General features: G+C 71.8%; 12 protein-coding genes. All 12 read right to left on the minus strand.

What is annotated here, in order from left to right; translation table 11 throughout:
* Positions 1–25 precede the first annotated feature (25 nt).
* The 12 genes from ACQRWP_RS19020 to ACQRWP_RS19075 all read right to left on the minus strand — a co-directional run bounded on the left by ACQRWP_RS19020 (position 26) and on the right by ACQRWP_RS19075 (position 13,600).
* Positions 26–835, minus strand: a complete 810-nt coding sequence (locus ACQRWP_RS19020; RefSeq protein WP_124820047.1) for a DivIVA domain-containing protein — start codon at positions 833–835, stop codon at positions 26–28.
* A gap of 44 nt (positions 836–879) precedes the next feature.
* Positions 880–1,185 (minus strand): YggT family protein, encoded by a 306-nt coding sequence (locus ACQRWP_RS19025; protein WP_030334503.1) that lies wholly within the window; start codon positions 1,183–1,185, stop codon positions 880–882.
* Between the two features lie 30 nt (positions 1,186–1,215).
* A complete protein-coding gene (locus ACQRWP_RS19030) occupies positions 1,216–1,908 on the minus strand; it encodes a cell division protein SepF (RefSeq protein WP_430496565.1) in 693 nt (230 codons plus the stop codon).
* A 191-nt stretch (positions 1,909–2,099) separates the two neighbouring features.
* Entirely contained in the window at positions 2,100–2,843 is a 744-nt protein-coding gene (locus ACQRWP_RS19035) for a YggS family pyridoxal phosphate-dependent enzyme (RefSeq protein ID WP_430496567.1), read from the minus strand.
* 9 nt (positions 2,844–2,852) lie between these two features.
* Entirely contained in the window at positions 2,853–3,968 is a 1,116-nt protein-coding gene (gene ftsZ / locus ACQRWP_RS19040; RefSeq protein WP_238680143.1) for a cell division protein FtsZ, read from the minus strand.
* Positions 3,969–4,214: 246 nt separating this feature from the next.
* Positions 4,215–5,033: a cell division protein FtsQ/DivIB gene (locus ACQRWP_RS19045; RefSeq protein WP_430496569.1), complete on the minus strand. Its 819-nt coding sequence runs from the start codon at positions 5,031–5,033 to the stop codon at positions 4,215–4,217.
* Positions 5,030–6,595 carry a UDP-N-acetylmuramate--L-alanine ligase gene (murC, locus tag ACQRWP_RS19050; protein ID WP_430496571.1) on the minus strand — a complete coding sequence of 522 codons (1,566 nt, stop codon included), beginning with the start codon at positions 6,593–6,595 and terminating at the stop codon, positions 5,030–5,032. Before murC ends, ACQRWP_RS19045 begins: the two co-directional genes overlap by 4 nt.
* Positions 6,592–7,698: an undecaprenyldiphospho-muramoylpentapeptide beta-N-acetylglucosaminyltransferase gene (gene murG / locus ACQRWP_RS19055; RefSeq protein WP_355007673.1), complete on the minus strand. Its 1,107-nt coding sequence runs from the start codon at positions 7,696–7,698 to the stop codon at positions 6,592–6,594. Before murG ends, murC begins: the two co-directional genes overlap by 4 nt.
* Positions 7,698–9,152 carry an FtsW/RodA/SpoVE family cell cycle protein gene (locus ACQRWP_RS19060; protein ID WP_430503224.1) on the minus strand — a complete coding sequence of 485 codons (1,455 nt, stop codon included), beginning with the start codon at positions 9,150–9,152 and terminating at the stop codon, positions 7,698–7,700. The genes murG and ACQRWP_RS19060 overlap by 1 nt, the downstream gene beginning before the upstream one ends.
* Before the next feature lie 370 nt (positions 9,153–9,522).
* A complete protein-coding gene (gene mraY, locus ACQRWP_RS19065) occupies positions 9,523–10,647 on the minus strand; it encodes a phospho-N-acetylmuramoyl-pentapeptide-transferase (protein ID WP_430496573.1) in 1,125 nt (374 codons plus the stop codon).
* Positions 10,644–12,041, minus strand: coding sequence for a UDP-N-acetylmuramoyl-tripeptide--D-alanyl-D-alanine ligase (locus ACQRWP_RS19070; protein WP_430496575.1), 1,398 nt, complete (start codon positions 12,039–12,041; stop codon positions 10,644–10,646). Before ACQRWP_RS19070 ends, mraY begins: the two co-directional genes overlap by 4 nt.
* Positions 12,038–13,600, minus strand: a complete 1,563-nt coding sequence (locus tag ACQRWP_RS19075; RefSeq protein WP_430496577.1) for a UDP-N-acetylmuramoyl-L-alanyl-D-glutamate--2,6-diaminopimelate ligase — start codon at positions 13,598–13,600, stop codon at positions 12,038–12,040. The genes ACQRWP_RS19070 and ACQRWP_RS19075 overlap by 4 nt, the downstream gene beginning before the upstream one ends.
* Positions 13,601–13,644 lie beyond the last annotated feature (44 nt).

Genomic DNA, 13,644 nt, shown 5'->3' on the forward strand with positions numbered 1-13,644 from the left:
GCGGACAGCGATCGCCGGCCGGTGCTCAGCGTCCGGCTTCGAGGGCGCCGGAGCGCCCGCCGCCGCCGTACGAACCAGCGAGACCCGCTGCGGCCAGCCCGTTGCCGCCAGCGACACGGCCGGCTTCGGAACGGGTCATCTCGGCCTCGAGGCCCTGGCCACGACCGTCGAGGTCACGCAGCTGGCTCTCCAGGTACGCCTTGAGCCGGGTGCGGTACTCGCGCTCGAACTGCTTGAGCTCCTCGATGTGCTTCTGCAGCGCCGTGCGCTTGGCGTCCAGGCCGCCCATGGCCTCCTGGTGCCGCTGGCGGGCGTCCCGCTCAAGGGCGTCAGCCTTCGCGCGCGCCTCCCGGGTCACCTCCTCGGCCTTGCCGCGAGCCTCGGACAGCAGCTGGTCGGCCTCGCGGCGAGCGTCGGACACGTGGTCGTCGGCGGTGCGCTGGGCCATCATCAGCACGCGCAGGGCCTGCTGCTCACCGTCACCGGTGACGCCGCCGGCCGGGCCGCCGGTCGCGCGGACCTGCTCCAGCTCGGCCTGCATCGCGCGGGCAGCCTGCTCGGCCGCCGACTTGTCGCGCTGCACCCGGTCCAGTTGGGCCTTGACATCGTTGAGCTCCGCCGCCAGTCGGGCGTCGCCGCCGGGGCCGGCGGGGGCACCGCCACGGCCGCCGCGCTCCACCTGGGCGCGCAGCTCGTTGTTCTCCTCGATGAGACGGGCGAGCTCGCGCTCGACCTCGTCAAGGAAGGCGTCGACCTCCTCCTCGTCATACCCCCGTTTGCCGATCGGCGGCTTTTTGAAGGCGACGTTGTGGACGTCGGCCGGGGTCAGCGGCATCGAAACTCCTCGGGTCAGTTGCGGCCGCGAAAGCGCGTCGGTCATCAGGCAGATGCCCTGATCGACGGCCCTAACACGAACTCCATCAGCACGAACAGGATAACCAGGAGCACAAGGGAGGCCAGGTCGATGCTCACGGTACCAATTCGCAGCGGAGGGATCACACGCCTCAACGCGTTGAGAGGGGGATCAGTGACGCTCCACACGGATTCCAATCCTGCCGATGCTCCACGCCCCGGTTGCCAGCGACGGCCGTACTGAAGGACGGCGCTCAACACGAACCGGGACAGAAGAAGGAGCAGGAAGACATAAAGGATCAGGTACAGCACTTGCAGTAAGATCGACAACACGGTCAGCGACGTCCCTCGGGTCGGGCGGGGTCAACTCAGACTGAAAAAGCCGCCCTCAGCGATCTTGGCTTTGTCCTCTGCGGTGACCTGGACGTTAGCCGGTGAGAGCAGGAACACCCGATTGGTCACGCGCTCGATCGTACCGCGCAGGCCGAACGCCAGTCCGGCGGCGAAGTCCACCAGACGGCGGGCATCGGCCTCATCCATCTCGGTGAGATTGATGATCACCGGGACGCCGTCGCGGAAGTGCTCGCCGATGGTGCGCGCCTCCCGGTAGGTGGTGGGGTGCAGCGTGGTGATCTGGTAACGCTGCTCCTCCTCGGGCAGGGCCCGCTCACGCGACGTGACCTGCGGCGCGAGGGCCAGGTTGTCCCGAGTGTGGTAGGTCAACGCACCGGAGGTCTCGCCCGCCGACGACCGGGTGATCGACCGGACGCTGGACCGCTCGATCCGCTCCGGCCGCTCACCGTCACCGCGCTCGGACTCGCTCAACCGCCCGCTCGACCGCTCGGAGAGTCGACCCCGCCCGCTGTCGCGCGACCGGGGAGCCGGCGGCTCCTCGGCGTCGTCCTCGTCGTCGTCGGCGAACTCCTCGGCGTACCGGCTCTGCCGGTAACGCGAGTCGCGGTAGCCACCCTTGTCGTAGCCACCGTCGTCGTAGGCCCGCTCGTCGTCTTCTTCGACCAGACCGAGCCAGACCCCCGCCTTGCGCAGTGCACCCATCCCGCGCCCTTCCGTCCGCCGTGCGGCACGCGCCCCCGTGCCATGTCGCCCGTCGCGAGTGGACAACCATGCCCATCGGACCGGAACGGCAATCCCCCAGCGCGCGATTCGCGTCGCGCGCCACGACCCCCGACTAGGAGACGCCCGCCCCTGAAACAACACTGATGTAATTTGCTTGTCTCGCGGTCAGGCTACCGCAGCGTGGGACGCATTCCGAGCAACGCGCTACCGACGCGGACATGTGTCGCGCCGTAACGGATCGCGATTTCGAAATCCCCGCTCATACCGGCGGACAACGCGGTGGCTCCCGGATGGACAGCCCGAAACGCGCCGGCAACCTCCGCGAGCCGGACGAAGGCCCGCTCCGGCTCCCACCCCAGCGGAGCAACCGCCATGAGACCGACCAGACGCAACCCCGGCGCGTCGGCCACCGCCTCGGCCACCGGCTCCAGACCGGCGCCCGGATCCGCCGAGCCGGGCAGGGCTCCGCCCCGGGCCGCGTCGCCGTCGATGCTCACCTGGACCAGAGCGTCGAGCGGCTCCTGCCGGTCGGCGGTCGCGGTGGCCAACGCCCGGGCCAGCCGGACACTGTCGACGGAATGCACCACGTCGGCGTAGCGGACCACCGAACGGGCCTTGTTGCGCTGCAACTGGCCGATGAAGTGCCAGCGGGGACTCACCCCGGCGGCTGCCACCTCGGCGGCCTTGCCGGCCGCCTCCTGGTCGCGGTTCTCCCCCATGTCGGTCACCCCGAGCCCGGCCAGCGCCAACACGTCGCTGGCCGGGTAGGTCTTCGTCACCGCGATCATCGTGACCTCGGCGCGGTCCCGGCCGGCCTGCGCGCAGGCGTCATCGACCCTGGACCGCACCTGGGCCAGACCGGCCGCGAGTTCGGCGTGCCGATCTGGTCGTACCGTGGCTGAGCTGTCGGTCATCGGCGGTGCTCAGGACCCGTTCTTGAGGAAGTCGGGAACGTCCACGTCGTCGAAGAGCACGCGACGCGGCGACTGGGCCGGAGCCGGGTTGGTGGCCGGCGCCGGCGTCGGAGTGCTCTGCGGTGCCGGCTGGTTGGTGTTGGTCTTGCGGGTCGGCTCGGCCGCCTTGTACGCGGGCGTGCCGCCGTCGAAGCCCGCCGCGATGACCGTCACCCGCACCTCGTCACCGAGCGCGTCGTCGATGACCGCGCCGAAGATGATGTTGGCGTCCGGGTGGGCCGCGTCGGTGACCAGCTGGGCGGCATCATTGATCTCGAACAGGCCCAGGTCGGAGCCGCCCGCGATGGAGAGCAGCACGCCCCGCGCGCCGTCCATGCTCTGCTCCAGCAGCGGGCTGGAGATGGCCGCCTCGGCCGCCTCGACCGCGCGGTTCTCGCCGCGGGCGCTGCCGATGCCCATCAACGCGCTGCCGGCGCCGCTCATCACGCTCTTGACGTCGGCGAAGTCCAGGTTGATCAGACCCGGGGTGGTGATCAGGTCGGTGATGCCCTGCACACCCGAGAGCAGCACCTGGTCGGCCGTGCGGAACGCGTCCATCATGCTGATGTTGCGATCGCCCAGGGCCAGCAGCCGGTCGTTCGGGATGACGATCAGCGTGTCGCACTGGTTGCGAAGCTCGTCTATCCCCGTCTCGGCCTGCACCTGGCGGCGCTTGCCCTCGAAGGAGAACGGCCGGGTCACCACGCCGATGGTCAGCGCGCCGAGCTTGCGGGCGATGTTGGCCACCACGGGCGCGCCGCCGGTGCCGGTGCCGCCGCCCTCGCCGCAGGTCACGAAGACCATGTCGGCGCCCTTGAGCACCTCCTCGATCTCGTCGCGGTGGTCCTCGGCGGCGTTCTTCCCGACGTCCGGGTTGGCCCCGGCCCCCAGGCCACGGGTCAGCTCCCGGCCGACGTCGAGCTTGACGTCGGCGTCGCTCATCAGCAGCGCCTGCGCATCGGTGTTGATCGCGATGAACTCGACGCCCTTGAGCCCAACCTCGATCATCCGGTTGACGGCGTTGACGCCGCCACCCCCGATGCCGACGACCTTGATGACCGCCAGGTAGTTGTGCGGAGGTGTCATCTCCGGTCCTTTCCTTCGAGATTGGCTTCGGCCGACCGGTTACGGCGTGGCCAGACCAGCGGCCGACGACAGCTGTCACCAACGAGGATCAGGGGGTGAACCCTAACCCTCTACTAGAGGCTTACAGTTATGTCAACCACTGAAGCTCTTCGGGGCAACGTAAGCGCCACCGCGCGATGAGCCAAGGACCCGGGCGGCGTGTCGCCGCGCGGAGCGCCACGGGTCACGTCCGCGCACGCTCACTGGTCAACGAAAGGTCACCACATCCGGTGCGCTCACGTCGATCCGGTCAGTGTCCTCGTCGAGCAGCGCGGTGGCCACCCGAGCCTTGTCCGTACCCCGGGTCGCGTCGCCCCACACCACCGTCCGGTCCCCGCGCAGCCGCAGGCTGATCCGGGCCAGCCCCGCCACGTTCACGTCCACCAGCTCCGCGCGCAGCTGCGGCGTCAGCGCGACGAGCACCTCCAGCGCGGCCCGGGTGCCCGGGTCGTCGGCGGCCGGCCGGGCCACCGTCACCTGTGGCAGGTCGGCGGGGCGTCGCTCCACCGTCCGGAACGCCACCCCGCTCTTGTCGATCAAGGCGAACGCCTCGCCCTGCGGCACCACCGCCACAGCGGTCCGCTCGGTCACCCGCACCACCAGCGCGCCGGGCCAGTCCCGGGAGACCGTGGCCCGCTCCACCGCCGGCAGCGCGCCGACCCGACGGCCGGCGGCGGCCAGGTCCACCCGGGCCAGCGGCACCCCGTCCGGCACCCCGACCGCGTCGTGCACCTGCACCGGAGTGACCAGGTCGGCACCCTCCACGCGTACCTCGCGCACACCGAACAGCCCGGTGCCGAGCACCGTCCAGGCGACCAGCCCGGCCAGGGCGAGCACCCCGGCGGCCACCGCCCACGGCAGCGCCGCACGCATGCGACGCTGCCGGGCACGGGCCATGAAGCGGCGGGTAGAGGGCGGTACCGCGTCGCGGCCCGCCCGGACCAGCTGCCACCGCCGGGCCGGACCGCGGCGCGGGGCGCCACCGTCGGCGGCGCTGGTCCGCCCTCGGGCCGGGCCGGGACTCATCCGGCCGTGGGCGCCGAGCCGCCGGGCACGGCGGTGCCACCGAGAGCCGCGCCGTCGCCACCAGAGGTGGCCCCACCCGGCACCGGGTCACCGATCGCCGGGGTGGCGGCCACCGGGTCGACGGTCGCGCTCGGTGCCGAGCCGGCCGTGCGCTCACCCAGGGCGGCCAGCAACTCGTCGCCCATCAGCGAGATCGGCGGAGCGCCCATGGTGACCACCACGTCCCCCGAGCGGGCGCGACGGGCCACCTCGACCGGGGCCTGCTCCCACGACTCCACGAAGACCTTGCGGTCGGCGGGCAGATCCACCGCGGCGATCAGCGCCGCCGAGCCCTCGCCGGGCTGACGCAACTCACCCGGCCCGAAGACCTCCAACAGCACCACCTCGTCGGCGATGGCCAGCGCCTCGGCGATCTCCGCCTGGTTGTCGCGGGTGCGGTACAGCCGGTACGGCTGGAAGACCACGATCAGCCGGCCGTCCCCGGCGACCTCGCGCAGCGTCTGCATCGCCAACGTCATCGAGGTCGGGTGGTACGCGTACTCGTCGTAGACCAGCACGCCGTCCGCGACACCCTTGCGCTCGAAGCGCCGTCGCACCCCGGGGAAGACCGCCAGCGCGGCCTCCGCCGACTCCAGCGGCAGTTCCAGCAGGTACGCGGCCAGCACCGCGGCGGCGCTGTTCAGCCCCATGTGCCGCCCCGGCACCGGCAGCCGGAACTCGCCCAGCGACCGGCCGTCGATCGCGGCCAGGTAGCGCACCCCCCGTGCGGAGGAGACCATGTCGGTCAACCGCAGGTCGGCGTCGGCGGCCTCGCCGTAGGTGAACACCCGCCGTCCCTCGGACCGCAGGCTCTCGGCCAACCGCCGACCGCCCGGATCGTCGGCGCAGGTGATGATGAACCCGTCCGGGTCGGTGAGGCGGGCGAACTCCACGAACGCCGCCTCCAGCGTCGCGTAGTCGCCGTAGGTGTTCAGGTGGTCCGCCTCGACGTTCGTGATGATCGAGACGTACGGGCGGTAGATGAGGAACGAGCGGTCGCTCTCGTCCGCCTCGACCACGAAGTGCTCGCCGGTGCCGTGGTGGGCGCCCGAACCGACCTCGGAGATCTCCCCACCGATCACGAAGGACGGGTCCACTCCGGCCTGCTGGAGCACCATCGTCACCATCGAGGTGGTGGTGGTCTTGCCGTGCGTGCCGGCGACGGCCACCGCCCGGCGGCCGGTCATCGCCGCGGCGAGTGCCTCCGAGCGGTGCAGCACCCGCAGGCCGCGCCGGCGCGCCTCGACCAGCTCCAGGTGGTCCTGGGGAATGGCCGAGGAGTAGACGACCGTGTCCACGCCGTCGAGGTTGGTCACCTCGTGGCTGAGGTGGATGGTGCCGCCGAGCGCCCGCAGGCCGGCCAGCGAGGGCCACTCCCGCAGGTCGCTGCCGGAGACCCGGATGCCGCGGGTGAGCAGCAGCCGGGCCACGCCGAGCATGCCCACCCCACCCACTCCGATCAGGTGGACGGCGCCCAGGTCCTCGGCGGTGAGCGTGCCGGCCGGGGTGAACTGCGCGGTCACCGGGCCACCGCCGCCAGCACGAAGGAACGCAGCGCCTCGTCGCCGTCGCGCCGGCCGTACGACCCGGCGGCTGCACCCATGTTGTAGAGCCGCTGTGGGTCCCGGATGAGGGGAATGACGGTGCGCTCCAGCCAGTCCGGGGTGAGCTCCGCGTCGTCGACCAGCAGCCCACCGCCGGCCTCCACCACGGGCAGGGCGTTGCGCCGCTGCTCCTGGTTGCTGTGCGGGTACGGCACGTAGATCGTGGGCAGCCCGATCGCGGCCACCTCGGCGACGGTCATCGCCCCGCCCCGGGCCAGCATCAGGTCGGCGGCGGCGTAGCCCAGCTCCATCTCGGACAGGTACGGCAGCGTCACGTACGGCACCGGCAGGTCGGTGGGGATCGGCACCGGCTCGTTGCGGGCGCCCATCACGTGCAGCACCTGCACGCCGTTGCGGGCCAGCTCCTTGGCCGCCCCGGAGACCGCCAGGTTGATCGAGCGGGCGCCGGACGAGCCGCCGGACACGAAGAGCACCGGCAGGTCCGGGCGGAGCCCGAAGTGGGCGCGGGCGGCGTTGCGCAGCGCGTACCGGTCCAGACCGGCGATGGCGCGGCGCAGCGGCACTCCGACGACTGTGGCGTCCCGCAGCGACTCGGCCTGGCTCGGCTGGTTCGGAAAGCCGACGGCCACGTTCTTGGTGAACTTCATGCCCAGCTTGTTGGCCACGCCCGGTGGCACGTTCACCTCGTGGATCACCATGGGCAGCTCGCGGCGCCACGCCGCCAGGTAGGCCGGCACCGAGACGTACCCGCCGAAGCCGACGACCACGTCGGCGCGCACCTCGTCGATCACCTTGCCCGCGGCGCGCGCCGCGGTCCACATCCGGCCCGGCGTGCGGACCAGGTTCATGTTGACCGACCGGGGTAGCTGGTACGCCGGGATCTGCCGCAGGTCGTAGCCCTGCGGCGGGATCAGGTCGTTCTCCATGCCCCGGGGTGTGCCGAGGCAGGTGATCCGGACGCCCGGGTCGTGTCGGCGCAGGCAGTCGGCGAAGGCGAGCAGCGGGTAGACGTGCCCCCCGGTGCCACCTCCCGCGAGCACCACCGAACGCAGCGGACCCATCAGCGTCTCCTCTCGCTCGCCGTACCCCGGCGGCTGCGGTCCTGTCGGACCCCGCGCGGCGCGGCCTGATCGTCATGGCGCCGCTCGCGGGACCGGGGCACGGACCCTCGGCCAGCGGGCGGCGTCGCCGGTCGGCGGCGCCGGCCGGGAAGCGGCGGCAACGGGGCCCAGAGTAGTCGGACCCACCGGGCCGGCGGACGGGCATGCAGTGCTCTGGCCGCATCGGGTTCGGCGCGGGCGAAGGACGCCAGCATGCCGATACCGGCCAACGTCACCACCAGGGCACTTCCGCCGTCGGAGATGAACGGCAGCGGCAGACCGGTGATCGGCAGCAGCCCCACCACACCACCGATGTTGATCACGGCCTGGCTGACCAGCCAGGTGGTCACGGCGGTGGCGGCGAGCCGCCGGAACGGGTCGTCGACCCGCCGGGCGATCCGGAAACCGGTGTACGCGAGGACCGCGAACAGGCTGAGCACCACGACGCACCCGATCACGCCCAACTCCTCGGCGATGATCGCGAAGATGAAGTCGTTGTGCGCCTCGGGTAGCCAGTCCCACTTCAGGCTGCCCTTGCCCAGCCCGACACCGAACCAGCCACCGTGCTCGATGGCCAGCCGCCCCTGGTAGAACTGGAGGCAGTCGTTGAGTTTGCAGGTCTCCGGGTCCGGTGGATTGAAGAACATGTCCAGCCGGGCGAGGCGGTAGTTGTCCGCGCCGCGCTCGCCGGAGCCGGCGCCCAGCGAGGCCACCGCCACGAGCAGGCCGATCCCGATCAGCCCGGCCGTGGCCAGGGCGCCGAAGACCCGCATCCGCACCCCGGCGGCCCAGAGCAGGCCCACGACCAGGGCCAGCAGACAGAGCATGGTGCCGGTGTCGTTGTAACCGACCAGGACGAAGAGCAGGCCGATCACCGGAAAGAGCGGGGTGGCCAGCTCGCGCCACCAACCCAGCGCGGCGCCCTTTCGGGCGACCAGGTGCGCACCCCAGAGCACCATCGCGAACTTGGCCAGCTCGGACGGTTGTAGCTGGATCCCGCCGACGAACAGCCAGTTCAGTCGCGCCTCGACCGGCCCGAACGCGGCCGACCGCTGGTTGGTCAGCCGGGCGTAGGCGACCAGCAGGTTGAGCACCACCAGTAGGGCGATCGAGGTGAACAGCAGCGGCCGGCCCAGCGACCGGTAGGTGCTGGCGGGCAGGCGCTGGCAGACCCAGAACGCGCCGATGCCGATCACCGCGAAGATCGCCTGCTTGGTCACCGAGGCCGAGGCGTTGCCGTCCTCGGCGTAGTCCTTCACGCTGGTCGCCGAGAAGACCATGGTCAGCCCGATCAGCAGCAGCAGGCCGGCGCAGGACAGCAGCAGGTAGTAGGAGGTCAGCGGCCGGTCCAGCAGGCCGCGCAGCGCGGCGAGCCCGCCGGCCGCGTCGATACCGCGCAGCGGGGTCGCCGCCACGGCCTCCGGCTCGCGTCCCGCCGGCCCGGGCTCCCGCGCCCCTGGCCCGGATTCGCGGGCCGCCGCGCCGGGCTCCGGGCCGCGCGCCCCGGCGGCCGACGGTGTACGCGCCGCGCTCGGCGACCGTCGCGGCCGTCCGACAGTCCCATCCTCGGTGCCGATTTCCTCCCCCACCCCGACATCATCACCGCTGAACACGCCCCACCGCCCCACAACGCCCCACCGGGCGTGTCGAACCCGCCCCCACGCCGCCCTCCCGCATCGATCTTGCACTTTCCGTGCCGGCGAAACACCCACAAAAGGACGTTCCGCCATCCGAAGTGCAAGATCGACGGATGAGGGAGTGGGAGCGGGGCGCGGGCCCCGCGGATCAGGTCATGTTGGCGAGGAACTCGCTGTAGAACAGGCCCAGGGCGATGGCCACGCCGATGCCGGCGATGATCCAGAAGCGCACCACGATGTTGACCTCGCTCCAGCCGGCCAGTTCGAAGTGGTGCTGGAGCGGAGACATTCGGAACACGCGTTTACCGGTGGTCTTGAAGGAGATGATCTGGATCACCACTGACATCGTGATGATCACGAAGAGCCCACCGATGATCGGCAGCAGCAGGATGGTGCGGGTGGACATCGCCATGCCGGCGATCAGACCGCCCAGCCCCAGTGCCCCGGTGTCGCCCATGAAGATCCGCGCCGGGGAGGTGTTCCACCAGAGGAAGCCCACACAGGCCCCGGCCGCCGCCCCGGCGATCAGCGCGATCTCCAACGGGTCGCGGACCTCGTAGCAGTACGGCTGGGTGTAGTTCGGGTCGGCGCACCAGTGCCGGTACTGCCAGAACGCGATGAGCGCGTACGCGGCGAGCACCATCACCGACGCGCCGGTGGCCAGACCGTCCAGGCCGTCGGTGAGGTTGACGCCGTTCGTCGCGGCCATCACCACGAAGATGAAGATGATCACCGCGCCGACCTTGCTGACCTCCAGGAAGTCGATGTCCCGGATGAAGCTCAGCGTGGTGCTGCCCACCGTCTCGGTGTTGGTCGCCAGGCCCGAACCGTTGGTCATCGTGCTCGGGAACCACAGCGCGATCACCCCGAAGACCGCACCGACCAGGATCTGGCCGAGCAACTTGCCGCGCTTGTTCAGCCCGGCGCTGTTGCGCTTGCGCACCTTGAGGAAGTCGTCGAGGAAACCCACAGCGCCGGAGAAGACCATCAGCCCCAGCAGCACCAGCGCGGTGATGGTCGGCTCCACCTGGGCGATCTGCTGGTCCGGCAGGGTGGTCAGGGCGAGGTGCCCGGCCACGTACGCGATCACCGTGGCCAGGATGAAGACCACGCCACCCATCGTGGGCGTGCCCTTCTTGCCCTGGTGCATGGCGGGGCCGTCGGACCGGATCGGCTGGCCGGCCTTGAGCCGGGTGAACACCTTGATCGCGATCGGGGTGCCGAAGAGCGAGACGAGGAAGGCCACCCCGATGGCGACGATGACCGCCCTCATCGGGTCGACTCCCCACCGGCGTCGGCGCGCAGGGCGTCGGCCACCTCCCAGGTCCGGTACCGGGAGCCCTTGACCAGGACGACGTCACCCGGTCGTAGCTCGCTCCGCAGCACCTCGACGGCCGCCGCCTGATCGGTGAGCAGCACCGACTCTCCTCCCCAGTTTGCTACAGCTGTCGCGCCTTCGTGGATCGGCGCAGCCGGCTCACCCACCACGAGCAGCCGGTCGACACCCAGCTCGGCCGCGAGTTGGCCGACCTCGGCGTGGCCGTCGTACTCGAACGGGCCCAGCTCGGCCATGTAACCAAGCACCGCGACGGTACGCCGCCCCTGGCCCATGCTGGCGAGCGCCCGCACCGCGACCGCCATCGAGGCCGGATTGGCGTTGTACGAGTCGTCGATCACGGTCACCCCGTCGGGGCGGTCGAAGACGTCCATCCGTCGGGTCGAGACCAGCCCCAGTTCGCCGAGGGCCGTGGCCAGCTCGGCCAGCGGCATGCCCAGCTCCCGGGCGACCGCCGCCGCCGCGAGCGTGTTCCCGACCTGGTGGCGGCCGGCCAGCCGGAGCCGCACCGGCGCGCTTCCCTCAGGGGTGACCAGGGTGTACGACGGGTGCCCCCGCTCGTCGAGCGTCACGTCCTCGGCGCGCACGTCGGAATCGGGCGCCTCGCCGTAGCGGACCACCCGGGCCTGCGTGCGGCTCGCCATCGCGTCCACCCGGGGGTCGTCGGCGTTCAGCACGGCCAGCCCGTCCGGCGGCAGCGCCTCCACCAGCTCGCCCTTGGCCAGGGCGATGGCGTCCTGCGAGCCGAACTCGCCGATGTGCGAGGTGCCGACGTTGAGCACCACGGAGATCCGGGGCGGCACCAGCTCGCACAGGTACCGCACGTGCCCGACCCCGCGCGCGCCCTTCTCCATCACCAGGTAGCGGGTGCCCGGGTCGGCCTGGAGGGCGGTGTACGGGTGCCCCAGCTCGTTGTTGAACGAGCCGGGTGGCGCCACCGTGGCCCCGAGTCGGGCGGTGAGCTGACCGATCAGGTCCTTCGTGGTGGTCTTGCCGGACGAGCCGGTCACGCCGATCACGGTCAACCCGGGCAGCCGGTCCACCGCCGCGCGGGCCAGTCGGCCCAACGCGGTCAGGGCGTCGTCGACCAGCACCATCGGCACCCCGGGCACCTCACGGCTGCCGAGCACCGCCACCGCGCCGGCCTGGATCGCCGTCGCCGCGTAGTCGTGCCCGTCGACCTTCTCCCCCGGGAAGGCCACGAAGAGCGAACCGGGCCCCACCTTGCGCGAGTCGAACTCCACCGACCCGCTGACGGTGGCGGCCGGGTCGGCGGCCACCAGCCGTCCGTCGACCGCCGCGGCCACCTCGGCCAGACTCAGCGTGATCACCGCTGGCCCGCCAGGTCCCCGAAGCGGGCCCGCAGCGCCTCGGCCAACTCGATGCTGTCGTCGAACGGAAGCACCTGGCCCGCCACCTCCTGGCCACGCTCGTGGCCCTTGCCGAGCAGCGCGATCACGTCGCCCGGCTCGGCCAGCCGCACCGCCTCGTCGATCGCGGCGCGGCGGCCCGCCACCTCGATGATCCGAGCGGCCGTGGCGGCCCGGTACGCCCCGGCGAGCACCTCGGCGCGAATCTCCCCCGGATCCTCGGTGCGCGGGTTGTCGTCGGTCACCAGCACCACGTCGGCTCCCTCCGCCGCGGCGGCGCCCATCACCGGCCGCTTGCCCCGGTCCCGGTCCCCACCGGCGCCGATCACACAGATCAGTCGGCCGGCGCTCAACTCACGCAGCGCGGCCAGCGCGGCCACGATCGCGTCCGACTTGTGGGCGTAGTCGACCACCCCGCGCACCGGCGCGGCGACGTCGACCAGCTCCAGCCGACCCGGGACGCCCCCGCAGGCAGCCACACCGGTCGCCGCGGTCACCGGGTCCACCCCGGCGCCGACCAGTGCGGCGATGGCCAGCAGCGCGTTGGCCACGTTGTGTCGGCCGGGCAGCGCGACACCGGCGGACAGGGCCACGCCGTTCGGGCCGTGCGCGGTGAAGCGCTGCGCGTACCCCTCACCGCCCACACCGTCGGCCCACCACGTCGCGCCCTGCTCGCCGGCCGCCGAGTAGGTGACAGTGGTCGGCTTCAGCAGCGGCTTCAACGCCGGGTCGTCGTGGTTGAGCACCTCGACCGCGCAGCGCCCGTCGAACAGCTGGGCCTTCGCGGCGAAGTAGTCGTCGCTGTCGGCGTGGAAGTCCAGGTGGTCGGAGCCGAAGTTGGTGTAACCGCCGACGGCGAACCGCACACCGCCCACCCGGCCCATGGCCAGCGCGTGGCTGGAGACCTCCATGACCACGGCGGTGACCCCCCGCTCGCGGGCGGTGGCCAACATGGCGTGCAGGTCGGTCGCTTCAGGGGTGGTGCGGACACTGTCGATCACCAGATCACCGAGCCGGGTCTCCACCGTCCCGACCAGCCCGGTGGTGTGCCCTGCGGCCCGCAGCCCCGACTCGATCAGGTACGCGGTGGACGTCTTGCCCGCGGTGCCGGTCACCCCGATCACGGTGAGGTCGGCGGTCGGGTCGCCGTAGACGGCCGAGGCCAGCTCGCCGAGCACGGCGCGCGGGTCGGGCACCACCAGGGCGGGCAGACCGGTTCCCGCCGCCAACTTCGCACCGGCCGGGTCGGTCAGCAGCGCCACGGCACCCGCCTCGGCGGCGCCGGCGGCGAACTCCGCGCCGTGCCGACGGGCACCGGGCAGCGCCGCGTACAGGTCGCCGGGGCGAACCTCCTGGCTGGCGTGGGTGACCCCGGAGACGACCACCGCGGCGGTGTCCGCCGGAAGGTCGACGGCGAGCCGGACGGCGAGATCACCAAGCCGGACTCCGGTCACGGTACGTGGACGTGGATTGCCGGGCACGGCGTCAGACCCTACCCGGTCGTCCGGTTCCGGCCGCACAGCCGCCCCGGTGGTTCGTCGGCACTCACCGATGATGTCCCGCC

This window comes from Micromonospora trifolii (assembly GCF_050516465.1).
GTDB classification, from domain to species: Bacteria; Actinomycetota; Actinomycetes; order Mycobacteriales; family Micromonosporaceae; genus Micromonospora; species Micromonospora trifolii.